The following is a 23,567-nucleotide window of genomic DNA, read 5'->3' as shown; positions in this document are numbered from 1 at the left end:
CAAGAGATCTCTGCTACGTCAGGCGTTCCCACTCGCCGATCAGGCGCAAGGCCTCTTCGCGGGAATCGCCACACAGCTCGTGATCGAAATCGAAGTCACCGCACACCGCCGGGCGCTGCGGTGTGCCGAACAGCTTGCACAGGTTGTCGTCATCCAGCTGCACGCATCGCACTCCCGCCGGCTTGCCATGGGGCATGCCGGGGATCGGGCTCGAGATCGAGGGGGCGATGCAGCAGCCGCCACAACCGGCACGACAGCCGGCGGCGGCGGCATCTGCAGAAAGGGCGGCGGTCTGCGTCATGAGGTGGCGGGTGTATCTTCGTGCTCGGGGAGGACGAGAGGCTCTCGCGCCGTCTGCGGGGTATGCCGCGCGATGGCGCCCTTGTTGATGCCCTCGTAGGCTTCGACGCGGATGCTGTCACCGCTGTCGAGGGCGATCTGGCGCGCCAGCCAGTCGGCGATCCACTCGATGGTGGTCGGTGTCGGCAGCAGCCAGACCTGCTTGCGCGGCAGGCGGATGCGGAACCTGCCCTGCGGTGCCTCATAGCTGAATACCAGCTCGCGCCCCGGACGATCGATCAGATCGCCTTCCTCGGCCAGGTAGCAGTCGTTGAGCTTCTCGGCCCACTCGGCTTCCAACGCTGTATCCCGCTCACCATTGCGCTCGATGATCAGCGGTGAGCGATGGCCATGCGCGATGCGCTGGCAGTTGCCGCCGTGGTGACGCAGACCATGGCTGTAGGTATAGGCAGCGCCCTCGATGGACTCGTCTCTCAGACGCACGCGCAGCGCCTCGACGCGCGGCGGCAGGCGGCGAGTCAGCAACTTCTCGAAGTGGTTGGCCAGCACTTCGGTGGTGACCTCGGCCACCGGCAGCAGGCAGAAGGCCTGACGCGGGCCGCGCACTTCCATGGCATAGGGCTGGGTGAAGCGCAGGCAAAGTCCTTCCGGGCAGTCCGTGATGCTCACGCCTTCGGCCTGGCTGGGCACGATCAGGGTATGATCGGCGTCCTGATCGATCATGCGCTTGGCCCACGGCTTGACGTCGCCGAAGTCGAACAGCATGCCGTCATGGCCGACGGCGCCGTCCAGCTCCAGATCCAGATGCTGGCTGATGCCGTACAGGCCGCGGGTATTGCTCCACACCGAGGCATCCACCGCGGTGAGGGCCCTGACGAAGAGGGTCTTGGGAGTCATTGCGGTCATCAATCGATACCACTGATCTTGTGAGTCTGCAGCGAGAGCTGCCACTGGGGATTGCGCATGCAGTAGCTGACGCACTGGTTCATCGGCGTATCGGACGCCAGCACCTCGCGGTAATGCTCGCGGGCCGCTGCAGGCGTGGGCAGGGCATCCAGGGCGGCGGTATCCAGTGGTTGTAGATAGAAGTGCGCGAAGTCCAGGCTGACGAAGCGCTCCGGCAGGGCCTCCGGCTGCGGGTAGACGAGCTTGAGCTCATCGCCGCCGGTGAGGACCAGCTCGCTTGCGCCCTTGGGACTGACGCACAGCCAGTCGATGCCGGCAGGCGGCTCGACGGTGCCGTTGGTCTCCACCGCGATCTCGAAGCCGCGAGCGTGCATCGCATCTACCAGTTCGCTGTCGAGCTGCAACAGCGGCTCACCGCCGGTGAAGACCACATAGGGCGTGGCGATGCCGGTGTGCTCCGGCCACAGGCTGGCCAGGAAGTCCGCCAGTGCGTTTGCGGTGCGGAACTTGCCGCCATTCTGGCCGTTGGTGCCGACGAAATCGGTGTCGCAGAAGCGGCAGACCGAGGTGTCGCGGTCCTGCTCGCGGCCACTCCACAGATTGCAGCCGGCAAAGCGGCAGAACACGCTGGCGCGCCCTGCGCGAGCACCTTCGCCCTGCAGGGTGTAGAACGCTTCCTTTACGGTATACATCAGAGAGTGCCTGCGCCCTTGGCCGAATCGGTCGTTTCGTAACCGAGCGGATCACTCAGCCCATGCGCGGCGAAGGCCTCGAGTCGCTCACGACAGCTGCCGCATTCCCCGCAGGCCAGTTCACGGCCTTCGTAGCAGGTCCAGGTCTGGGCGTAATCGAGCTGCATGGCGATGCCGGCGGCCAGAATCTCGTCCTTGCTCGCGTGCAGGAAGGGCGCGCGAATCTCCACCGGTGAGAAGTTGGCGATCGCGGCGACGGCGTTCATCTTGTCGACGAACTCCGGACGACAATCCGGGTAGAGCACGTGATCGCCACCGTGGGCACCATAGAAGCAGACCTCGGCCTCGATGTTGACGGCCTTGGCGATGGCCAGTGACAGCAGGATCATGTTGCGGTTGGGCACCACGGTCGAGGTCATGGAGGCCTCGTCGTAGTCGGCCTTGGGCATCGCCTGGTCACTGTTGGTCAGCGCGGAGTTGTCGATCAGGCCATGGATGGCGCGGATGTCGACGACTTCGTGGGCGACGCCCAGTGACTCGCAGACCTGGCGTGCGACGTCGAGCTCACGCGAGTGGCGTTGGCCATAATGGAAGGAGAGGGCGTGTACCTCGAAGCCTTCCTTCAGCGCCTGGTGCAGGACGGTGTAGGAGTCCATGCCACCGGAGTAGATGACGACGGCGCGGGGGCGTTCTGCAGAGGAGGCAGAAGCGGAGACAGCGGAATTCTGGACATTGAGAGTCATGACGGAGAATTTCTTTGACCGATGGATTCGGCGCCCGGGATCCGGTCCGGGCGAAACGGGCGCCTATCCTACTCTTCCGCACGCCTTGATGCCACTCGCGCGCTGGCGCGGGCCGCGGATACGTCGTCTGTTGCCAGGTTTCGAAGCGGCGATGGCAGCCAAGCGTTGAGTCGGCGAGAAAATAGCCTTGGTGCCCGCACCACAGGCTGGCATAGACTCGAAGTATTAGCGAAGCGTAGAGAGTGTCGACTGCGTGCTGCACGCTTGAACCTCTGGTGCATCCCCTGACGGTACTAACTTCGGGATGACTGGCTAAGGAGCAGGTTGAGGAGCCGGTTGAGTGGCTTGCCGACTGACTCCGGGAGCGGCTCTCGCAATGACGCCAGGAGCAGCGTCAAGTGACAGGCGAAGCGGGGAGGTATCTGGCGTTCAAAAGAGCGTTCACGAGGGCACTCAAAAGGGCGATCAGAAGAGACAAAGTGCAGCACTCTGGCGCCTGGCAATGTCCATAGGAGGAGTAGCATGGGCGCTCGGACATTGCCGCATTAGCCATGCGGCCCGGGCCTTGCTGCAGCCAGCGGCGACAATGAAAGCAGGTGTAAGCAGATAAGCGCGAGAACAGCCGGAAGCGTGAATGACGTGTCATGTCCCGGCGGTGTTACCCGCGTTGCGCCAGCCAGCGGCCAACATCACTGGCGACAGGCGGCCCTTGCGGGGCATCAAGCCATTTTCCTTATGACTGCAGGTGGAGTGAGCGTGCCTCTCGATATCTTGATCAAATTGCTGTCGTCCATCGAAGAGCCGTTGTGGATCCATGACCGCTTCGGCCAACTCGCCTGGACGTCGCCGCGCGCTCGCCAGGAAGACAGGGTGCCGGAGCTGCCATCCCCGCTGCCCAAGCAGCCGGAGCCTTGTGGCATCAGCGGCCAGCCCGGCTTCTGGTTGATGGGCATCACCGGCGAGCTGGGCGAATGGCTGCTGGTGCAGAAGGCCAATCTGCCGTGGCGCATGGCGATCTTCGATGCCGAGTGTCTGGTGGCCAACACCTGTGGTTGGCAGGAGCTGTTCGGCACCGAGCGGCCGCGGCTCGAGCCGGTCAGCGAGCGGCGAGTCCGCCTCAAGGCGCCGTTCTCGGGGCTGGCTGAGGCGCGGGCGGCTGGGGTGGATGACAAGGTCTTGATCGCCCTGCGCCGCCTGCAGCCCATCAACCTGCTGTCGCGCGATCGCTTCAATGCCCAGATCGATGAACTGCTGCTGGAAGAAAGCGTCGACGGTAGCATCGATGCCGGCATCATCTATCTGTCGTTGACCCACCTGGAGATCATCAACTCGGCGCACGGTGCCGAACGCATCGATCCGCTGCTGGAGCGGGTGGCAGAAGCCATGTCTCTGCAGTATCGCGACGCCCTGGTCTGCCGCCCCCTGGGCAATGCCTTCGCGCTGTTCTTCGTCGGGGATGAGGCCAGCCTGATCGCGCGTGCCAACGAGCTGTGCGAACGGCTGGTGATGCTGATGCGACTGGATGGCAAGGCCCTGCCGGTCACGGCGCGGGTCGGCATCAGTCTGGCGCCGCAGCACGCACGGCGTGCCCATCGTCTGATGCATCTGGCCGAACTCGCCATGTTGCACGGCGAATACGATGACATCGATGTCTGTGGTCCCTTGCATGTGTTCTCGCCCGGCGCGCATATGCAGCATCTCAACGACTATCGCCTGACCAGTGACCTGCGCGAGCATCTCGAAGAGCTGGATCTCGCCTTCCAGCCCCAGTTCGACCTCGCCAGTGGCCAGGCCGTCGGCGTCGAGGTGCTGGTGCGCTGGGACCACCCCGAGCTTGGCACCATCGGGCCGGGGCGCTTCATCCCGCTGGCGGAGCAGTACGGCTTGATCGGTACCGTCGGCGCGCGGGTGATGGACACGGCCCTTTCGGCAACGCGTGACCTGGTGACGCCGAACGGCAAGCCGCTGTCGGTGGCGATCAATGTCTCGGCTCAGGAGTTTCGTGATCCCGGCTTCCCCGAGCGTGTCTCGGAGGCCCTGGCGCGCCATGACTTCGCGCCGGAACGCCTGGAGCTTGAGATCACCGAATCCTCACGCGTGCCGGATCTTGATCGCGTCGTGGAGCGACTGACCGGCCTGATCGAACGCGGCGTGCGCCTGGCGATCGATGATTTCGGCACCGGCTTCGCGTCACTGCTCTACGTGCGTGACCTGCGTGCTTGCCGCCTCAAGGTTGATCAGCGCTTCGTCGGTAGCCTTGATCATGATGCCCGCGACCGCGCCATCGTCTCCCACGCGATCTCGCTGGCCGACAGTCTGGGCATGGAGGTGCTGGCGGAAGGCGTCGAGACTGCAGAGCAGGAGCGCCTGCTGGTCGAGATGGGTTGTCATCTGGTGCAGGGCTTCCGCTATGCACGTCCCAAGCGCCTGCCGGAGCTGGTCGAGTGGCTCAAGCGCAAGCCGTCGATCCATCCCTGCCCCTGAGAGTTTCGCTCTGAGAGCGCTTGATGAAGGGGGCGGAAGTGAAAGGCGCTTGAAATGAAGGGGCCTGAAAAGACAACGCCCGCCACGCAGTGACTCTGCGTGGCGGGCGTTTTCATGGTGAGCATTCGGGTCTGGCACTGGCCGCGAGAGGTGGCGGCTTGCATTCAGACTCGAGAGTCGTGGCGACGTCTCATGCGCTGCAACCGTTACCGTAGCCGTACATGTTCTCGAAGCCCGGAATGCGCTGCTCCCAGACGGGCGGCGTGCCGACGACCTCCTGCAGGCAATCGCTGAAGCGACGCGTCTTCTGCGGCAGGTACTGGCGGTGCGGGTAGACCAGGTGGATCGAAGGCAAGGGCTTCATCGGCACGTTGGTCAACAGCGGCACCAGTTCACCATCCAGGATCTCGTCCTTGATGTTGATCGCGGATACCATGCCATAGCAGGCACCCGACTTGATGGCACCGATCAGCACGTCGGCATCATTGACCTTGAGACGCGAATCCAGCGCCACCTTTTCCTCGACACCGCTTTCGGTGCAGACACGCAGGCGGTCAAGAATGAAGCCATCGCGGGAATATACCGCCGCCGGCAGGCCAGACAGATCGGCGGGGGTCTGGGGCATGCCGTGACGCTCGATGAAGGCCGGCGAGGCACAGATCAGGTGACGGTGTGCAGCCAGCGGACGCGCGATCAGGTTGGAATCTTCCAGCTCCGACATGCGAATGGCCAGGTCATAACCGCCGCCGATCAGGTCGGTCAGGTGGTCTTCCAGGCGTACTTCCACCTGGGTATCCGGGTAGCGCTCCATGTACAGGCGCACGGCCTGGGCGACATAGGTGCGCCCGAAATGGCTCGGGCTGGTGATCTTCAGGATGCCACGCGGGCCATCCTGATAGGCGCCGGCCACATCATCGGTATCTTCCAGCACTTCACGTAGACGCAGTGCGTGCTGATGGATCTCGCGCCCCGCATCCGTCAGGGCCAGCGAGCGGGTCGAGCGATTGAACAGGCGAATCTGCAGTTCTTCTTCCAGACGACTGATCTGCTTGGAGACCACCGAGCGGTTGACCTGACGATGGTCAGCCGCCTTGGAAAAACTCTGTGCTTCTACCACATCGAGAAACAGCAACAAACGGGATGCTTTATCCACGGTCTGACCTCTCGTGATGCCATGGGGAGGGGAACACTCTGCCAGCCATCCATGAGGCAGTCAGTGCATATAAAGCGACGGTCCATCTTCGATAGCAGTCGATACTCGGTGACATTGCATGGGGCGTCATCACGAATCCGGATGACGGAAATCCCTGACAAGGTCAGTTTATCACGGTCACTGTTTCCTCTAATACCACGCATCAACGCGTTTCTCGCTCTTCCTGTTGCCGACAATGCATCAAAGACATGTCTCACTGAGCCTATCTGGGGTCTGACGAAATCCCTAGAATCGTCACTCCAGCGTCACACAAGTGTTCCGGCGCCTTTACCTTCATCCAACCAGTCATGCTCGACATGCTGGGAGTGAGTTCATGTCTTCTTCTATGTCCACCGAAGCTTCTGCAACATCGACCCCGCCAACGCCGGGAAGTCCGACGACGCGTGAGCTGATGTCACGCCTGTGGCGCAGCACCTTGCCGATGACGCTCGGCATCATGGGACTGCTGGGCTTCAACCTGGTCGATGCTGCCTTCGTCTCGCATCTGGGCACCGCGCCACTGGCTGCGCAATCCTTCACCTTCCCGCTGACCTTTCTGATCATCGGGGTACAGGTCGGCATGGGCATCGCGATCGCCGCGATCGTCTCGCGTACCCTGGGTGCCGAGGATGAGGCGCGTGCGCGGCGTCTGGGCGGTGTAGTGTTGCTGGGATCCGGTGTGTTGATGGCACTGCTGATGCTGCTCTTGTGGGCCATCAGGGTGCCGGCCTTCGAGCTGCTGGGTGCCAATGCCGCCGAGATGAAGCTGATCGAGGTCTACTGGGGCCCGTCACTGATCGCCAGCTGGCTGGGGGCCATGGCCTATGTGCTCTACAGCCTGTTCCGCGCCCATGGCGACACACGCCTGCCGGGCGAGATGATGCTGCTGACCAGTATCTTCAATCTGGTGCTGGATCCGCTGCTGATCTTCGGCGCGGGGCCACTGCCTGGCTTCGGTCTGGCGGGGGCTGCCTGGGCGACCGTGCTCTCCTTCGGGGCCGGGCTTGCCATCACGGCGTTCAAGCTCTCGCGCCGCGACTGGATGGATTATCGCGGCCTGTGGGCCGAATGGCAGGCTTCGCGCCGTCAGCTGGCGGGGATCGCGATACCCGCGATCCTGTGTCAGATGATGCCGGCCCTCTCCGCGATGCTGGTCACTGCCATCGTCGCGGGGCTGGGTCAGACGGAGGTGGCCGCCTGGGGTATCGCCTCACGCCTGGAAACCTTCTCGCTGATCGTGGTGCTGGCCCTGACCATGTCGCTGCCGCCGTGGCTGGGGCGCTGTTATGGCGCCGGTCGTTGGCAGGAAATTCGTCGCCTGATGAACCTGGCTGCCCGCGTGGTGGTGATCTGGCAGCTGGTGCTGGGCATCATCGCGGCGGTATTGGCGACACCGCTGGCCTATGTGCTGGTGGGCAGTGACGAGGTATCGGCGGCGCTGGCGGTCCTGCTGCCGTGGATGTTGCCCAGTTACTCCTTCCTCGGCATCTGCATGCTGGTCGTGTCGGCTGCCAACGCACTGGGGTGGCCGCTGCGTGCCACGGCGCTGTCATTCGTGCGTCTCTTCATCTGCTTCATGCCGGCGGTATGGCTGGGGGCACATCTGGATGGGCTGCGCGGTGTCGCCATCGGCTCGGCCATCGGCAATCTGCTGGCGGGTGTGGTGGCATGGCGTGTCTATCGTCAGGCCCTGGGCAACCGTGGCAAGTCAGTGCGTGATCATGCCTATATCGCGACGACCTGATCTGACTGAGCGGAGCTGAGAAGCGGGTATGACGGTCTGTCCATGACGGTCTGCCTATGAGGGGCAGATAGCGAGGGCCTGAACGCCAAGGTCTGATCGCGGCGGCCCGCGTGAGATGTCGGGCGGTGCTGCCTGCCGTCAGTCGCTTGCCACAAGATTCTGCCACGAAGTCCTGTCAGCAGACCTTGCCAGAAGTCCCGTCAGCAGTCCGCTGAGACGCACCGAAAGCGGCCATTCCAAAAATGGCCGCTTTTTTGTTTTTTATCACTGCCATGATATGAAATTTACCTGCTTATTTTCTGATACGCAGCCTCATAACAGAATATTAACCGTGGTTTGCGCCTCTATACTGGATGCATTCGGGCCAAGCCACTGTGAGTCGCCTTGTCGACCGGTGCCGGCCTTCATCGTCTTTATTCGCTGCCGAGTGCGCGAATACGCCTGTCATTTGCCGTGGGGCGCGGCTTGCAGTCATGGGGTAGGCCAACATGAAGATTCTTGTACTCGGTAGTGGCGTCGTCGGTGTCACCAGTGCCTATTATCTGGCGCGTCAGGGGCATGAGGTCACGGTCGTCGACCGTCAGGCCAGCCCGGCGATGGAAACCAGCTACGGCAACGCCGGTCAGGTCTCCTTCGGCTTCTCCTCGCCGTGGGCGGCGCCTGGCATTCCGCAGAAAGCCGTCAAGTGGATGTTCCAGGAGCATGCGCCTCTCAAGATCCAGCCGCGCATGGACCCGCAGATGGCCAAGTTCATGGTCAAGATGTTCGCCAACTGCAACGCCGACCGTTATGCCGTCAACAAGGAGCGCATGGTACGGGTCTCCGAGTACAGCCGTGCCTGCATCAATGCCCTGCGCGAAGAGACCGGGCTGCGCTACGAAGACCGTCAGAAGGGGCTGTTGCAGCTGTTTCGTACCCAGGCGCAGGTCGATGCCGTGCAGAGCGACATGAAGGTGCTGGCGGGCTGTGGTGTACGCCATCAGCTGCTGGACGCCGATGCCTGCGCCACGGTGGAGCCGGCACTGACCCGCGTGCCGGGCAAGTTCATCGCCGGCCTGCACCTGCCGGATGACCAGACCGGCGATTGCCACCTGTTCACCAACCGGCTGGCGGATTACTGCCGTGACACCCTGGGCGTCAATTTCGTCTTCAATACCACCATCCAGCGTATCCAGCGCAGCGGTAGCCGCATCGAGAAGGTCATCACCGACCGTGGCGAGATGACCGCAGACAGCTACGTGATGTGTCTGGGCAGTTACTCGCCGTTCCTGGCGCGTGATCTGGACCTGGATCTGCCGATCTATCCGGTCAAGGGCTACAGCCTGACCGTGCCGATCATCAATGCCGATGCCGCGCCGCAGTCCACCGTGATGGACGAGACCTTCAAGGTCGCGCTGACACGCTTCGACGATCGCATTCGCGTGGGTGGTACGGCGGAGCTTGCCTCCTTCGATCTGTCGTTGCTCGAGAAGCGCCGTGCGACCATCAACATGGTGGTGCGTGATGTCTTCCCGGAAGCGGGCGACTATGCCAAGGCGGAATTCTGGGCCGGCCTGCGACCGATGACGCCGGATTCCACGCCGATCATCGGCGGCACCAAGTACGACAATCTGTGGTTGAACACCGGACACGGCACCCTGGGCTGGACCATGAGCTGCGGCAGTGCGAGTCTGTTGGCGGACCTGGTGGATGGTCGCAAGCCCACGATCGACCCCAATGGTCTCAGTCTTGGGCGCTACGCTGCCTGATGCTCGGCGCAGTGTTGTCCGTGACAGTTTCTGGTTCAGTGGTTGCGCCAGGGGGCTGCCAGGTAGCGCGTAATGCAGTGAAGTCGTCTTTTTCGAGTGTCTCTCCGTCAACTGATTGAACAAGGAATTGCGCATGACCAAGCAGATTATCTCTACCGAGTCCGCACCGGCTGCCATCGGCCCGTATTCCCAGGCGGTGCGCACGGGTAATCTGGTGTTCCTGTCCGGCCAGATCCCGCTGGACCCGGCGACCATGGAAGTGGTGGAAGGCGGTTTTGAAGCCCAGGCAGACCAGGTGTTCCGCAATCTCAAGGCGGTGTGTGAAGCTTCCGGTGGCAGCCTGGATCAGCTGGTCAAGGTCAATCTGTTCCTGACCGATCTCAGCAACTTCGCCGTGGTCAACACCCTGATGGAGCAGTACTTCAGCCAGCCGTATCCGGCGCGTGCGGCCGTCGGCGTCAAGGAGCTGCCCAAGGGCGTGCTGTTTGAAGCAGAAGGCGTACTGGCACTCTCCTGATCGCTTGTCCTTGGTCGGTATGAACGAGCGGACGGTCTGAACCAGTGGCCGCTCTGAATGAACGATTGGCGCGAATCGATGTTTCGTTTCTCACTCCCCTCGCTGATTCATCAGCGGGGGGAGTGTCGTTTCAGGGGTCGTGACGTCCTGTAGGCAGCTTGAGCGTGACATTTGGCGCCAGCATGATTAGCGTAAGGCTAAATGAGCCGGCGTCCAGCGCTGACTCTCGGAGCATCGCGGACGAACCCTTCAAGGAGCAACACCATGGCGCAGTCAGATACAGGCACCCGTGAACCCGGCATACGGCTGCGTCAGCTGGAAATGCTGTGGGCGGTAATCGAGTGTGGCTCGATGAAAGGCGGTGCCGCGCAACTGGGCATCAGTGTGCCGGTAGTCTCACGGGGCTTGGCACAACTAGAGCAGACACTGGGCTATTCGTTGTTTCTGCGCGAGGGCGGCAAGTTGGTGCCGACCCCGGAAGCCGAGCGTCTGACGCCCTCACTCGCCCGGATGTTCAGTGCCCAATCCGAGCTCAGGCGACTGGCCTTCGGGCCGGGCAGCGGCAAGCGCCCGCGTCTCGTGCTGGCGGTCACACCCGGTCTGGAGGTCTTCAGTGCCGGTTGGCTGACGCGCATCGCGGCCAGTGAAGCCTTGAGTGAGTGGCTGCCGAGTCTGGAAGTGCTCGAGGTGTCACAGCATGATCTCGCCATCCGCGAGGGCCGGGTCGCGATGGCGGTGAGCCTGGAAGCACCGCCGGAGCCACAGGGCGGCAAGCGTGCCAAGACAGCGGCGGCACGCGCTCGCGAGCTCAAGGCCAGCCTGCGGCAGCGTGCGCGCGAGGAGACGACACTCATCGAAGGCGATGACGACGAGGCAAGGCCTGCCGCCAAGGCCGCCATGCCCGAGCTGGGGGATACGCCGGAGCTGCCGTTTGACGTCGAGGAGGATGCGCACAATGTCGAAGGGGCCGCTTCCCGAAAAGGGACAAGTGAAGAGGCCAGTGACGAGGCGCAAGCCGAGGTACCGCCCGCGCTGAAGCTGCCCTTGATGCTGCTGTGGCCCTCGCGCTGGCCGCTGCTGGACAAGCCGCTGACCCTTGCGCGCCTCAATGAGCGGCCCTTCGTGGACCTGCCCGAAACCAGCAGTCAGGGACGCTTGATTCGGGGGCTGCTGAAGCGTGAGCGCGTGACGCCGACGAGTCTGCTGGAAGTTGCCACGTCGGCCAGTGCCGGGCGTCTGGCGCGCTCGGGCAGTGCCGCCACCATCATTGATGCGCTGTCGGCGCTGCAGGTGCTCGAGGACGCCAGAGGCGACCTGATCGGCCTGCCGCTCTCGATGCGCAGCGAGCGCTATCTGGAGCTCAAGTGGAAGATGTCGACGGCCGAGGAAGGGGAGTCGCTGTACGCGGTGCAGGCCCTGCTGGTCAGCCTGCTCGAGGAGGAGGTGGCGGCGAGTCTTGCCCGTCTGCCGCAGGCGGACGAGGAAGGCTGATCGGCATGATGGCGCAGGTAACTGGCTGAAGCCTTGCCTCAGACTGGAGAGCAGATCAGAGAACAGGTCAGACAACCGACCATTCAAGAAAAACCCCGCCAATTGGCGGGGTTTTTCTTGTCTTTCACGACAGCGCTCGCTCGGGCTCAGCCCTTGACGACGGTCGCGATGGCCTTGGCCACATAGGGCAGGTTCTCGGTGGAGAAGCCTGCCACGTTGGCACGGCCGGAGCGCACCATGTAGATGCCGAACTCGTCACGCAGGCGATCGACCTGTTCCGGCGAAAGGCCAGTGTAGGAGAACATGCCACGCTGTTCGGCGATGAAGGCGAACTGCTCATCCAGACCATACGGCTTGAGCGCCTCGACGAAATCACGACGCAGGCCGTTGATGCGCTCACGCATCTCGGTCAGCTCGCTTTGCCACTCGCCGCGCAGGGTGTCGTCCTCGAGGATGTCGATGACCACTGCACCGCCATGGGCCGGCGGGTTGGAGTAGTTCTCGCGCGCGGTGATCGCGGCCTGGGTGCGCACGTCCAGCATGCTCTCCTCGTCCTTGGCGATCAGGATCAGGCAGCCGGTGCGCTCGCAGTAGATGCCGAAGTTCTTGGAGCAGGAGCTGGTGATGATGGCTTCATCGACATTCTCGGCCAGCAGGCGCACGCCGTAGGCGTCTTCTTCCAGACCGTCACCGAAGCCCTGATAGGCGAAGTCGATCAGCGGCAGCAGCTTGCGTGCCTGAACGACTTCCAGTACCTGGTCCCACTGCTCGCGGCTCAGATCGAAACCGGTCGGATTGTGGCAGCAGGCGTGCAGCAGTACCACGTCACCTTCCGGAATCGTCTTGAGCGTCGCCAGCATGCCGTCGAAGTCGAGGCGGTTGTTCTCGTCGACATACGGGTAGTTATGACGCGTGATGCCGGCGGCGTCGAAAATGCCCAGGTGGTTCGGCCAGGTCGGGGTGGACAGCCAGATATCACGGCCCTTGAGGTTGCTGGCGATGAAGTCCGCCGCCAGACGCAGGGCACCGGTGCCACCGGGCGCCTGGGTGGCGCTGGCGCGATTGGCGGCCAGTACCGGCGACTCGGCACCCAGCACCATCGGCAGCACGACCTTGCCAAAGCGCGGGTCACCGTGGGAGCCGATGTAGGTCTTGGTGACTTCATTCTCGACCAGTCGGCTCTCGGCCTGCTTGACCGCACGCATGACCGGCGTATTGCCGTTGGCATCGCGATAGACGCCCACGCCGAGGTCGACCTTCTGCGGGTTGGTGTCCTTGTTGAAGGCTTCGATCAGGCCGAGGATGGCATCCCCGGGTACACGCGCAATCTGCTCGAACATCTTATTTCGCTACCTCGTCGGTTCTGGCGGCCATGATGAAATCGTTCTTGTGCAGACCCTTCATCTCGTGGGACCACCAGGTCACGGTGACCTTGCCCCACTCGGTGAGAAGTGCCGGGTGGTGCCCGACTTCCTCGGCAATCTCGCCTACGCGATTGGTGAATGCCAGTGCCTGCTTGAAGTTGCGGAACTTAAAGCACCGTTCCAGTTGCATGATGCCATCGCGATTGAGCAACTGCCACTCGGGAATCGCGGTCTTGAGCGTCTCGATGTCGCTATCGCTGACCTTGGGCGCATCGAAGCTGCAGGCTTCACAGGACTGTCTGGCGAGTTCGGTCATGTCACTATCTCCGGCTTGAGGAAAGAGGGTGGGGCGGGTGATAAGGAGCGCAAGGGCACCGGTGCGATCAGCGTGGCGCGAAGCGCGGCGTCTTGAGGCCGAGTGCCATCGCCTCGTGCACCAGCGCCATGATGTCGCGGCTGGCGAGTTCATGCAGATCGTCCAGTGACTCAAGGACATAGTAGAGCGGCTGCAGGATGTCGATGCGATACGGGGTGCGCAGTGCCTCGACGGCATCGAAGGGCAGATGTGCGGGATGTTCGAGACTCTCCGCAAGCTCGCCCAGGGCATAGCGGGTCTCGCGCGGCGAGGAGATGATGCCGCCGCCGTAGAGGCGCAGGGCGCGACTGCCATCGGGTTGAGTCTCGCGCAGCATGCCGAATTCCACCGTCATCCAGTAGAGGCGGGCCAGATAGACGCGCTCTTCCTTGCTGGCGGCGAGACCGAGGCGTCCGTAGGTGGCGGTGAACTCGGCGAAGGCGGGGTGAGTGAGCATCGGGCAGTGACCGAAGATCTCGTGGAAGATGTCCGGCTCCTGCAGATAATCGAGTTCTTCCGGGCGCCGGATGAAGGTGGCGACCGGGAAGCGCCGCTCGGCGAGCAGCTCGAAGAAGCGCGTGAAGGGGATCAAGGCCGGCACGCGAGCGGTTCGCCAGCCGGTGGCAGCTTCCAGGACCCGATCGATCTCGCCAAGCTGGGGGATACGGTCCTCTGGCAGGGCAAGGCGCTCGAGCCCTTGTAGATACTCGCGACAGACACGCCCCTCGACCAGTGCCATCTGGCGCGACATCAGTGTCTGCCAGGTGGCGTTCTCCTGATCGCTGTAATGGATCCGGCCTCGGGCATCCGGCTCATGGGCAACGTAGCGGGTACCCTTGGCTTGTGAGCCGGGCTGAGCTTCCTGGGATGTCTGTGGCCAATGACGACCCTGCGGTGCGTTCATGCAACCTCCCCAACCAGATGGCGGCGCTGCCGAGCAGGCTGCCGTGTTGTCATTATGGCGTACATGCCAGTCCTTGCATGTCGATGACAACGCTAGGCCCTGTCGGGTGGCGTTGACCAGTGGTCAGGCGTGGCTTCGCATAGCAGATAACGCTGCGTTGGTGCGTGTCTTGTCACATAATTGTGACACTGGAGCGGTAATCGGGCGCACCCTGTGCCATTCGGGCGTTCATGCACCTCTGCATTACTGTCTTTTGTAAGGAATGCTTTACGACGTTTTTGATAACGCTTACGTTAACGTCATTCAGCTGTCCGTCGCCAAGCCCTCCGTCACTCGAGTGGCGACGCCAGGCCGGCGACACCATTTCGACAACAATTCCAGTGACAATGCCAACAAGAATTCCAACGACAATGCCGAGAACGCCATGCGCCTCAAACTGACCTGCCAGAATCGAATCGGGATTCTGCGCGACATCCTGGCTCCCTTTGCCGATTACGGCCTCAACGTGCTGCGCGGGGAGGTCGGCGGGGAGGCCAACAACTCCATCTATCTGCATGTGCCCAACATGCTGCGCATGCAGCTCTCGACCCTGAAGCCGACCCTCGAGGAGATTCCCGGGGTCTTCAAGGTCAGTCGCGTCAGCCTGATGCCCACCGAGCGACGCCATCTGGAGCTCAATGCGCTGTTGTCATCGCTGTCAGACCCGGTGATGTCCATCGACATGGATGGGCGCGTGGTGGCGGCCAATCGCGCGGCGGGCAAGTTGCTCGGAGTGCGTATCGATGAGGTGCCGGGACTGGCGCTGACGCGTCATGTCCAGGATGTCGATCTGCCGGAGCTGATCCGGCGCAACAATGCCCGCGTCAATGGCCTGCGCCTGCGGGTGGGAGAAGAGACCTTCCTCGCCGATATCGCGCCACTGCACACCGAGAACGAGGATGTCGCCTCGCTGGCGGGCGCCGTGGTCACCCTGCATCGTGCAGACCGCCTGGGCTCGCGTATCTACCAGATCCAGCGCACCGAGGTGCGCGGTTTCGAGGCCATCTTCCAGGCGAGCCGTCAGCTGTCGGCGGTGGTCAAGGAGGCTCGCCGCATGGCGCCGCTGGATGCGCCGCTCCTGATCGAAGGCGAGACCGGCACCGGCAAGGAGCTGCTGGCGCGGGCCTGTCACCTGGCCAGCCCCCGCGGCCAGGCCCCCTTCATGGCGCTCAATTGCGCGGGGCTGCCAGAGTCGATGGCCGAGACGGAGTTGTTCGGTTATGCCCCGGGCGCCTTCGAGGGCGCGCGGCCGGAGGGCAAGCTGGGCCTGCTGGAGCTGACCAGTGGCGGCACCATCTTCCTGGATGAGGTCGGCGAGATGAGTCCGCGCATGCAGGTCAAGCTGCTGCGCTTTTTGCAGGACGGCGGTTTCCGCCGTGTCGGCAGCGATGAGGAGACCTTCCTCGATGTGCGCGTGATCTGCGCTACCCAACAGGACCTGCCGGCACTGTGCAGCGAAGGGCGCTTCCGCCATGACCTCTTCCATCGCCTCAATGTGCTGTGCGTGCAGATTCCGCCACTCAGGGAGTGTCTGGATGGACTCGAGGAGCTGGCACGGCATTTTCTCGAGCGGGCAGTGCGCCAGATCGGCGCTCGCGTACGGGATATCTCGCCCGAGGCCATGGCGCGTCTACAGGGCTATCACTGGCCGGGCAACGTGCGTCAGTTGGAGAACGTGCTGTTCCAGGCCGTCTCGCTGTGCGATGGCGAGGTGATCGAGGCGCAGCATCTGCGTCTGACCGGCGAGGCGCGTGATGAGGGTCTCGACAATATCGACCTCACCGGCAGCCTGGGTGATATCCATGACGAGGTCGAACGGCGCATCCTGGCGCATCTCTACCCCGAGTATCCGTCCAGTCGATTGCTGGCCAAGCGCCTGGGGGTCTCGCATACCACCATCGCCAACAAGCTCAAGCGTCACGGCATCGCACAGGAATGACCCGCGGTGCAGGTGATGGTGGGAGAGAACAGACAACAGAGCGAGAGGAAAGCAGCAAAGCAGGAAATAGGTGAAAGAGAAGGAGAAAGAGAAGGAAGGGTAAAAGACAGGCAAGAAGACAGGATCGGAGAGGCGCTTGAATGCGTGTCTGGATATCGGAACTGGTGAATTGTTTTGCTCGCTAATAAAGGGTATGATTCTTATATTGTTAGCAAGCTAATATAGGTGGCGTCTGATATCGGCGGCAAGCGCCGCCCTGACACCGTACCAATCAAGGCTCTCGTGGGTCTCCCGCTCAGTACTGATGAGGGGGAGTGTCATGGGAGCTTTCATGTCGAGAGACGCTATATGAACGCACATTCTCCGGGGACGGATCCGACACAGGAAATCCCGTTTCACGAGCAGATCAAGCCATCGCTGGGCGGCCAGGTCGGTCGAGTCCATCGTCTATGGCGCACCGCCATTACCAGCGCGGTGCGCAGCCTGGACATGACGGAATCGCGTTGGACGGTCATGGTCCATCTGGAAAAGCTCGGCGAGGGCTGTACCCAACAGATGCTGGCCAGTGAGCTGGGCATCGAGATGCCGTCGCTGACGCGCACCCTCAACCAGCTCGAGGCTCAGCAGCTGATCGCACGCGTGCCGCACGAGACCGACAAGCGGGCGCGTTGCCTGTGGTTCACCGAGCAAGGTCGCCAATGCCTGACCCAGTTGACGGAGCGCATCGAACGAGTACGGGCCGAGCTGTACGTCGGCTTCGATGACGAAGTGCTCAATGCCTTCGCCCGAGCTCTTCTCCAGTTCGAAGACAATGCCAGTGCCAGCATCGCGCGCTCCCAGGCCGAATATCAGCGCAGTCGTCAGGGATGACATCCGATCAACGTGGCGCGTCGTAGCGCCCTGCGGTGCCATGGGTGAATACCACCTGCCACAACTGCAGCTGGCGGGCGCGGAAGGCGCCCGCGCAGGCACCGAGATAGTATTCGAACATGCGCTTGTCACGCGGTGAGTAGGTATCGGCCAGCTCATGCCAGTGCTGGTCGAGATTGGCGCGCCACGCCATCAATGTCGGGTCATAGTCGGCGCCGAAGTTGTGCCAGTCCTCCATCACCAGATGTGCTTCACTGGCGCGTACCAGCTGACTGGCGCTGGGCAGCACGCCATTGGGGAAGATATAGCGATTGACCCAGGGGTCGGCCGAGATATCACTCTGGTTGGAGCCGATGGTATGCAGCACGAAACGTCCGCCGGGGCGCAGCAGGTGCGCGGCATGGGCAAAATAGGTGGCGTAGTTCTTGTGGCCGACGTGTTCGAACATGCCAATCGAGGCGATGGCATCAAAGCTGCCCACCGTGCGCCGGAAGTCAGGGTCGCGATAGTCCTTGAGCAGGATTTCCACCGGTAGCCCTGCGCAATGCTCGCGCGCCAGCGCGGCCTGCTCGGCGGAGATGGTGATGCCGACGACCTCAACGCCGTAATGGCGCGCGGCGTAGGCGGCCAGGCTCCCCCAGCCACAGCCGATATCCAGCAGGCGCATGCCAGGCGTTAGCCCCAGCTTGCGACACACCAGATCCAGCTTGGCCTGTTGCGCCTTGCCCAGGTTCTCCGCGCTGATCGGCAGGTCTTTCCAGTAGCCGCAGCTGTAGCACAGGGTGTCATCCAGCATGCGCGTGAAGAGGTCATTGCCGAAGTCATAATGCACCTTGCCGACCACGCCGGCGCGGCGGCGACTCTGCAGATTGATCACTCCGGCCTGCAGTCGATAGGCGATACGCTCGCTGGTGGTGTGGGCGCGGCTGCCCAGGCCATGCCGCAGCAGGCGACAGATCATCTCGTCGATCTGCTCGCAGTCCCACCAGCCTTCCATGTAAGCCTCGCCCAGTCCCAGGCTGCCTTGCTGCAGCACCCGCCGGAACAGGTCCGGATGGCGGACGCGAATGTCCCAGGGGTCAGGTCCGTTGAGCCTGACGCCGGAACCTGCCAGCAGATGTTCGACGGTGCGTCGATGACGGGTGTCGGGGAGTGCAACGGGGGCCAGGCGTTGTTCGATACTCATGGAAAAGCCTCCTTGACGGCGCGCGGGCGCAGAGAGTCCTGATGGGTTCGTCATGGCGTATGGCAGTGATCGATAGCCCTCGGGCGATAGGGCTGTCGAACGTCTCGCATGGCAATGCGCGAGCTTTATTCAGTGAGATGCATGCTGCGCGATTCATGTCGCGAGCCCCATGCAACAAGGTTCATGCATGTTCAGTGTCCGAGTCGCCGCAGGTGTGCCAGTCCGGCGGCGGGTACTCACTCTTCACCAATCTCATATGTCGATCAGGGGCGGCGCTGGGACAGCTTTCATCTCAGCATAGTCAAGAGTCGTCTAATGGGGCGGTGCAATTGACTGATTTCTGGGGCAACCGATGGTTGCGGCCTTGGAACTCAAGTGTCGCAGTGCCGGTTTTCCTTGGTTATCGCTTGGTGCCGGAACGCAAGAAAGCCGCCCCTGGGGGCGGCTTTCTGACGGATGCTGCGCATTCATTTCGCCGTCGTTCCGGCTTTCGCTTTCGCGTTCGATCGCGCTGTCAGGTCACGCTACCTGACGGGGAACGCCTCAGCGGCAGCGTACGGTCCAGACGACCTTGTAGCCTTCGCCTTCATGGGTGGCGGCAGCCATTTCGGTGTCTTCATTGACGGTACCGCCTTCCAGCTGGTCATTGCCATCGGCAGCCTTGGCGGTGGCGTCGTGCGGGCCGAAGACGCGCGAGTCGAGCACATCGTACTTGTCGCGGTCCTGCTCTTCACACACCTCGAGTGCGCGCTCCTTGACCTGTGCGATGGCATCATCGCGGTCTTCATCGACGGCGCTGACTTCGTAGCGCGTGTCCTGCTTCTCTATCACGCTGGTGCTGCCGCAACCGGCAATGAAGGCGGAACCGACGATGGCCAGGGTCATGCAGGAATTGCGCAGGGCATTGGATGTCAGGGTCATGATCTCTCCTTGAAGTGTCTTTCAGAGCTGTCTTCCCGAGCCGTCATGAAAACGGGCTCGGGTCGCAATTTCTGTCGTCAAGATGACGCTGACATCAGTACTGGGGGGTATGGGCGCGCGCTTCAAGTGTCGAGATGCATCGACGCTGACTGTCGCCTGCCGCCAACAGCAGAGGCGCGAGGCACTGGCGAGCGGGCTGCGGGATAGCCGAAGTGACACTTTGGTCGTGAACTGTCTCATTCAGGTATGTCGATGCCTCATCTGGACAGCCTACCTGTGACAACTGGCCTAGTCTGCAGAAGCCCTTGCGGTTGGACGCCACCGACCGCGGGCTGGTGGCCGGTGCAGGAAAAGTGACGGGCGGCGCAAGCCAGCTTGTCTGCCTGACGCCGGCCACGTGCCAAACCCCCATGCCAGTCAGGAGCACGTCATGTCAGCCAATGCCAATCGCGGAGTTGTCTACCAGGGAGCGGGGAAGGTGAGTGTCGAATCACTGGACTATCCGACCCTGGCGCTGGGAAATCGCAAGTGTGAACACGGGGTCATCCTCAAGGTCGTCTCGACCAATATCTGCGGCAGTGATCAGCACATGGTGCGAGGCCGCACCACGGCGCCGCAGGGCCTGGTACTGGGCCACGAGATCACCGGTCTGGTCGTCGAGGCCGGGCGCGATGTGGAATTCATCAAGGTGGGTGACATCGTATCGGTCCCCTTCAACATTGCCTGCGGCCGCTGCCGCAACTGCAAGGAAGGCAAGACGGGCATCTGTCTGAACGTCAATCCGGCGCGTCCCGGCGCGGCCTACGGCTATGTCGACATGGGCGGCTGGACTGGTGGTCAGACAGATTACGTCATGGTGCCCTATGCCGACTTCAACCTGCTCAAGTTCCCGGATGCCGACCAGGCGATGGAGAAGATCCGTGATCTGACGCTGTTGTCCGATATCTTCCCCACCGGTTTCCACGGCTGTGTGACCGCGGGGGTAGGACCGGGCTCCACAGTGTATATCGCGGGCGCCGGGCCGGTCGGGCTGGCTGCTGCCGTCTCCGCTCAGCTGCTGGGTGCGGCCTGTGTCATCGTCGGTGACATGATCCCCGAGCGCTTGCAGCAGGCCGAGAGCTTCGGCTGCGAGACCATCGATCTGCGTCAGGAAGGCTCGATGGAGGACAAGGTCGAGGTGATTCTCGGCGAGCGCGAAGTGGATTGCTTCGTCGACTGCGTCGGCTTCGAGGCGCATGGCTGTGGGTGTGACCATGGCCGTGAGCAACCGGCCACGGTGCTCAACTCGGCAATGGCGCTGACGCGTGCCGGCGGCCAGATCGGAATCCCCGGCCTCTATGTCACCGAAGACCCGGGCGCCGAGGATGAGGCCGCCAAGGTCGGGGCGCTGTCGATGCGCTTCGGGCTGGGCTGGGCCAAGTCCCACTCGCTGCACACGGGCCAGTGCCCGGTGATGAAGTATCACCGCCCGCTGATGCAGGCGATCCTGTTCGGGCGCGTCAATATCGCCGATGCGGTCAATGTGCAGGTCATCAGTCTGGAAGAAGCGCCGCAGGGCTATGCGGACTTCGATGGCGGCGCTGCCAAGAAATTCGTCATCGACCCTCACGCCATGGTGCGCAACGGCCGTGCTGCTTGATGCCATCACGGCCTGAATCCCGCCCGTAGCGGAGTTCTGTCGCCACAGCCGACGCTGCCATGCCCTTTCAGCGGGTGTGGCAGCGTCGGCTTTTTTGAAGCGTGCCTGCCAGGCGGATGTTGCAGCCAGGCCCTTGTTGTCGAAGAAGCGCTGCGCTATACCGGTGAGCATATGAGGCCAGCGCGCTGCGTGTGGTGCTCTCCGCTCTGATGTATCTGCACAGGAATGCCCATGTCCGCTTCAGCGTCCCCCATCGCCAGTACCGCCAGCCTGATGCCACAGCACGCCGATTTTTCCGACTGGCCCAACAGCCGCGACTGGCTGGCGCACCTGGTCAGCTTCAATACCGTGTCACGCGAGTCGAATCTGGCGTTGATCCATTGCCTGCGCGATGCCCTGGAAGTGGTCGGCGTCAGTGCCGAGGTCATCCACAACGATGGTGGCGACAAGGCCAATCTGCTGGCGGTGATCGGGCCGGAAATCGAGGGGGGTGTGGTGCTCTCCGGGCACACCGATGTGGTGCCGGTGGAGGGGCAGGCCTGGGACAGTGATCCCTTCACGCTGCGTGAGGCCGAGGGTCGCCTTTACGGGCGCGGTTCCGCCGACATGAAGGGCTTCATCGCCTGCTGCATGGCGGCGGTGCCGGCGCTGGTGGATGCCCAGCGCGCGGGCACGCTCAAGAAGCCGGTGATTCTTGCCTTCTCCTATGACGAGGAGATCGGCTGTCTGGGGGCGCCGCGCATGATCGCGCGCCTGCGTGACCGCCTGCCGCGTCCGGCGGCGGTGCTGGTGGGCGAGCCGACCATGATGGCGATCGTCGATGCCCACAAGGGCATTACCGATCTGCGCACCACGGTGACCGGCAAGCCGTCGCATTCCAGCCTGGTCTATCAGGGGGTGAGTGCCATCCATCTGGCGGCGCGCATGGTGACCTTCATCGAGGACCGCATGCAGGCGCGCATCGACTGTGGTCATCTGGACGAGCGCTTCGATGTGCCCCACGCCAGTCTGCATGTCGGGCGTATCGAGGGCGGCACAGCGGTCAACATCACCGCCGGGGAGTGCATCTTCGACTGGGAGCTGCGTCATCTGCCGGGCGAAGATGTCGAGGCGATGCTGGCGGAGATCGATGCCCACGCCGAGCGTCTGGTCGCTCCCTATCGTGAGCGGGCACCCGAAGTGGCGATCCGTAGCGAACGCACGGTGGAAACGGTGCCTTCACTCGGGCATGGCGATCGGGATCCGGCCATTCGCCTTTGCCAGCGCCTGCTGGGCGATGAGCGGGCCAGCGAGGCCGTGGCGTACACCACCGAGGCGGGTCAGTTCCAGAGCGAAGGCTGGCCGACGGTGGTCTGCGGGCCAGGCTCCATCGGGGTCGCGCATCAGGCCAACGAGTACATCGAACTCAGCCAGCTGGCGGCCTGCGATCGTTTCCTGGCCCAGCTGGTACGTGAGCAGCAGGGCGGTTGAGGCTCCTGTGTTGAGCCTTTGTTCTGAGCCTCTTTTGTCGGGCCTGATGCCCGGCTGAAGCGTGCGCGCTCACAACATGCCGGGGCGGGGCGTCTCCTGCTCCGGCATCGGGCGCAATGCCGTGGCACATTCCCGCAACAGATGGTCGGTGAGCTTGTCCAGCGTGCTGCCACCGTGGCGCCAGTGATGCCAGTAAAGCGGCACGTCGAGGGCATGGTTCGGCGCGATATCCACCAGCTCACCACTGGCAAGCAGATGCGCCGCCTGCTGCTCGGGAATCATGCCGTAGCCCATGCCGCTCAATGCCAGGCGCACGAAACCTTCCGACGACGGGCAGAGGTGGTGGGGGAAGGGTTCATCGAAGCCCATGGTCGACAACAGCCGATGTTGCAGGCGGTCATCACGGCCATAGACGATGGCAGGCATGCGACGCAGGGTCTCGGCCGCCAGTATGGGCGGGATGGCGCGGCCCTTCTTCGCGATATGGCGTTGCACGAAGTCCGGGCTGGCCAGCGCCCGATAGCGCATGCTGCCCAGCGGGTGTGAGCGCGCACCCTGCACCGGGCGCGGTGTGGCACAGATGCAGCCCGCGACTTCTCCATCGCGCATGCGCCTGAGCGCCACTTCCTGATCTTCCACCAGCATGTCCAGCAACAGGTCGCGCTCGCGACAGAAACTGCCGGTGACGGTCGGCCACCAGGTGGCCAGTGAATCGGCATTGATGGCGATACGCAGCCGCTGTTCGCTCTCGCCGAGGGCGGGAATCTGGTCGAGAAGGTCATGCTCCAGCAGGCGCACCTGCTGGACATGATTGAGCAGGCGCCGCCCGAGCGGCGTCGGCCCCAGGCGCGGTGTACGCACCAGTACTGGCTGCCCCAGCCGTGCCTCCAGCAGCTTGATGCGCTGCGAGACCGCTGACTGCGTCAGCCCCAGAGCTCGTGCCCCACGTTCAAAGCCCGCCTGATCGATGACGGCCGCCAGTGCCTCCAGCAGTTTATAGTCCAGCATCAGTATTCCTTATGATCCATTCCTTGAATCAATTTCCTTGATGGATTCATCCTAG

20 protein-coding genes are annotated in these 23,567 nt (G+C 62.9%); 9 read left to right on the top strand and 11 right to left on the bottom strand.

Translation table 11 applies throughout. The features are described from left to right. Positions 1-13 precede the first annotated feature (13 nt). The 4 genes from CDPAHKCJ_RS03785 to queC are packed head-to-tail and all read right to left on the bottom strand — an operon-like array spanning position 14 to position 2,641. Entirely contained in the window at positions 14-301 is a 288-nt protein-coding gene (locus tag CDPAHKCJ_RS03785) for a YkgJ family cysteine cluster protein (RefSeq protein ID WP_166018738.1), read from the bottom strand. Then, positions 298-1,197, bottom strand: coding sequence for a 6-carboxytetrahydropterin synthase (locus tag CDPAHKCJ_RS03780; protein ID WP_166018737.1), 900 nt, complete (start codon positions 1,195-1,197; stop codon positions 298-300). The genes CDPAHKCJ_RS03785 and CDPAHKCJ_RS03780 overlap by 4 nt, the downstream gene beginning before the upstream one ends. Before the next feature lie 8 nt (positions 1,198-1,205). After that, entirely contained in the window at positions 1,206-1,898 is a 693-nt protein-coding gene (gene queE / locus CDPAHKCJ_RS03775; protein WP_166018736.1) for a 7-carboxy-7-deazaguanine synthase, read from the bottom strand. After that, positions 1,898-2,641 carry a 7-cyano-7-deazaguanine synthase QueC gene (gene queC / locus CDPAHKCJ_RS03770; protein ID WP_107336281.1) on the bottom strand — a complete coding sequence of 248 codons (744 nt, stop codon included), beginning with the start codon at positions 2,639-2,641 and terminating at the stop codon, positions 1,898-1,900. The genes queE and queC overlap by 1 nt, the downstream gene beginning before the upstream one ends. 756 nt (positions 2,642-3,397) lie before the next feature. Between queC and CDPAHKCJ_RS03765 the strand changes: the two genes are divergently transcribed. Then, positions 3,398-5,125: a GGDEF domain-containing phosphodiesterase gene (locus CDPAHKCJ_RS03765; RefSeq protein ID WP_166018735.1), complete on the top strand. Its 1,728-nt coding sequence runs from the start codon at positions 3,398-3,400 to the stop codon at positions 5,123-5,125. A gap of 190 nt (positions 5,126-5,315) precedes the next feature. On the opposite strand, the gene CDPAHKCJ_RS03760 is transcribed toward CDPAHKCJ_RS03765, so the two are convergent. Further along, positions 5,316-6,278 carry a LysR family transcriptional regulator gene (locus CDPAHKCJ_RS03760; protein WP_166018734.1) on the bottom strand — a complete coding sequence of 321 codons (963 nt, stop codon included), beginning with the start codon at positions 6,276-6,278 and terminating at the stop codon, positions 5,316-5,318. Between the two features lie 451 nt (positions 6,279-6,729). Here CDPAHKCJ_RS03760 and CDPAHKCJ_RS03755 point away from each other — a divergent pair, with 451 nt between their 5' ends. The 4 genes from CDPAHKCJ_RS03755 (at position 6,730) to CDPAHKCJ_RS03740 (ending at position 11,817) form a co-directional block, all read left to right on the top strand. Next, positions 6,730-8,061 (top strand): MATE family efflux transporter, encoded by a 1,332-nt coding sequence (locus CDPAHKCJ_RS03755; protein ID WP_166018964.1) that lies wholly within the window; start codon positions 6,730-6,732, stop codon positions 8,059-8,061. A gap of 488 nt (positions 8,062-8,549) precedes the next feature. Beyond that, complete coding sequence (locus tag CDPAHKCJ_RS03750) at positions 8,550-9,809, top strand: D-amino acid dehydrogenase (protein WP_166018733.1); 1,260 nt, start codon at positions 8,550-8,552, stop codon at positions 9,807-9,809. A 133-nt stretch (positions 9,810-9,942) separates the two neighbouring features. Continuing rightward, the gene (locus CDPAHKCJ_RS03745; protein ID WP_043331285.1) at positions 9,943-10,326 is read left to right on the top strand and encodes a RidA family protein; all 384 of its coding nucleotides are present in this window, start codon (positions 9,943-9,945) and stop codon (positions 10,324-10,326) included. Positions 10,327-10,590: 264 nt separating this feature from the next. Next, on the top strand, positions 10,591-11,817 hold the full coding sequence (locus CDPAHKCJ_RS03740; RefSeq protein WP_166018732.1) for a LysR family transcriptional regulator: 1,227 nt from the start codon (positions 10,591-10,593) through the stop codon (positions 11,815-11,817). Positions 11,818-11,963: 146 nt separating this feature from the next. Here CDPAHKCJ_RS03740 and CDPAHKCJ_RS03735 read toward each other — a convergent pair whose 3' ends face one another. The 3 genes from CDPAHKCJ_RS03735 to phhA all read right to left on the bottom strand — a co-directional run bounded on the left by CDPAHKCJ_RS03735 (position 11,964) and on the right by phhA (position 14,440). Then, positions 11,964-13,157 carry an amino acid aminotransferase gene (locus CDPAHKCJ_RS03735; protein WP_166018731.1) on the bottom strand — a complete coding sequence of 398 codons (1,194 nt, stop codon included), beginning with the start codon at positions 13,155-13,157 and terminating at the stop codon, positions 11,964-11,966. A 1-nt stretch (position 13,158) separates the two neighbouring features. Beyond that, positions 13,159-13,497 (bottom strand): 4a-hydroxytetrahydrobiopterin dehydratase, encoded by a 339-nt coding sequence (locus CDPAHKCJ_RS03730; protein WP_166018730.1) that lies wholly within the window; start codon positions 13,495-13,497, stop codon positions 13,159-13,161. Positions 13,498-13,564: 67 nt separating this feature from the next. After that, positions 13,565-14,440 carry a phenylalanine 4-monooxygenase gene (gene phhA / locus CDPAHKCJ_RS03725; RefSeq protein WP_166018729.1) on the bottom strand — a complete coding sequence of 292 codons (876 nt, stop codon included), beginning with the start codon at positions 14,438-14,440 and terminating at the stop codon, positions 13,565-13,567. Positions 14,441-14,864: 424 nt separating this feature from the next. Between phhA and CDPAHKCJ_RS03720 the strand changes: the two genes are divergently transcribed. Then, the gene (locus CDPAHKCJ_RS03720) at positions 14,865-16,418 is read left to right on the top strand and encodes a sigma-54-dependent transcriptional regulator (protein WP_043331281.1); all 1,554 of its coding nucleotides are present in this window, start codon (positions 14,865-14,867) and stop codon (positions 16,416-16,418) included. A gap of 348 nt (positions 16,419-16,766) precedes the next feature. Continuing rightward, entirely contained in the window at positions 16,767-17,288 is a 522-nt protein-coding gene (locus CDPAHKCJ_RS03715) for a MarR family transcriptional regulator (RefSeq protein WP_166018728.1), read from the top strand. A 7-nt stretch (positions 17,289-17,295) separates the two neighbouring features. On the opposite strand, the gene cfa is transcribed toward CDPAHKCJ_RS03715, so the two are convergent. Further along, positions 17,296-18,474, bottom strand: coding sequence for a cyclopropane fatty acyl phospholipid synthase (cfa, locus tag CDPAHKCJ_RS03710; RefSeq protein WP_166018727.1), 1,179 nt, complete (start codon positions 18,472-18,474; stop codon positions 17,296-17,298). 543 nt (positions 18,475-19,017) lie between these two features. After that, positions 19,018-19,395: a hypothetical protein gene (locus CDPAHKCJ_RS03705; protein ID WP_166018726.1), complete on the bottom strand. Its 378-nt coding sequence runs from the start codon at positions 19,393-19,395 to the stop codon at positions 19,018-19,020. A 430-nt stretch (positions 19,396-19,825) separates the two neighbouring features. On the opposite strand from CDPAHKCJ_RS03705, the gene fdhA reads away from it, so the two are divergent. Then, positions 19,826-21,034 (top strand): formaldehyde dehydrogenase, glutathione-independent, encoded by a 1,209-nt coding sequence (gene fdhA / locus CDPAHKCJ_RS03700; protein ID WP_054555477.1) that lies wholly within the window; start codon positions 19,826-19,828, stop codon positions 21,032-21,034. 231 nt (positions 21,035-21,265) lie between these two features. Further along, positions 21,266-22,504, top strand: coding sequence for an acetylornithine deacetylase (gene argE / locus CDPAHKCJ_RS03695; RefSeq protein WP_240916642.1), 1,239 nt, complete (start codon positions 21,266-21,268; stop codon positions 22,502-22,504). A gap of 69 nt (positions 22,505-22,573) precedes the next feature. On the opposite strand, the gene CDPAHKCJ_RS03690 is transcribed toward argE, so the two are convergent. After that, positions 22,574-23,512 (bottom strand): LysR family transcriptional regulator ArgP, encoded by a 939-nt coding sequence (locus tag CDPAHKCJ_RS03690; protein WP_166018725.1) that lies wholly within the window; start codon positions 23,510-23,512, stop codon positions 22,574-22,576. Positions 23,513-23,567: the final 55 nt, after the last annotated feature.

Origin of the sequence: Cobetia sp. MB87, assembly GCF_011319755.1 — a bacterium.
Classification (GTDB): domain Bacteria; phylum Pseudomonadota; class Gammaproteobacteria; order Pseudomonadales; family Halomonadaceae; genus Cobetia.
Note: the sequence above shows the minus strand (reverse complement) of the source record. Positions and strands in the feature narration are given on the sequence as shown.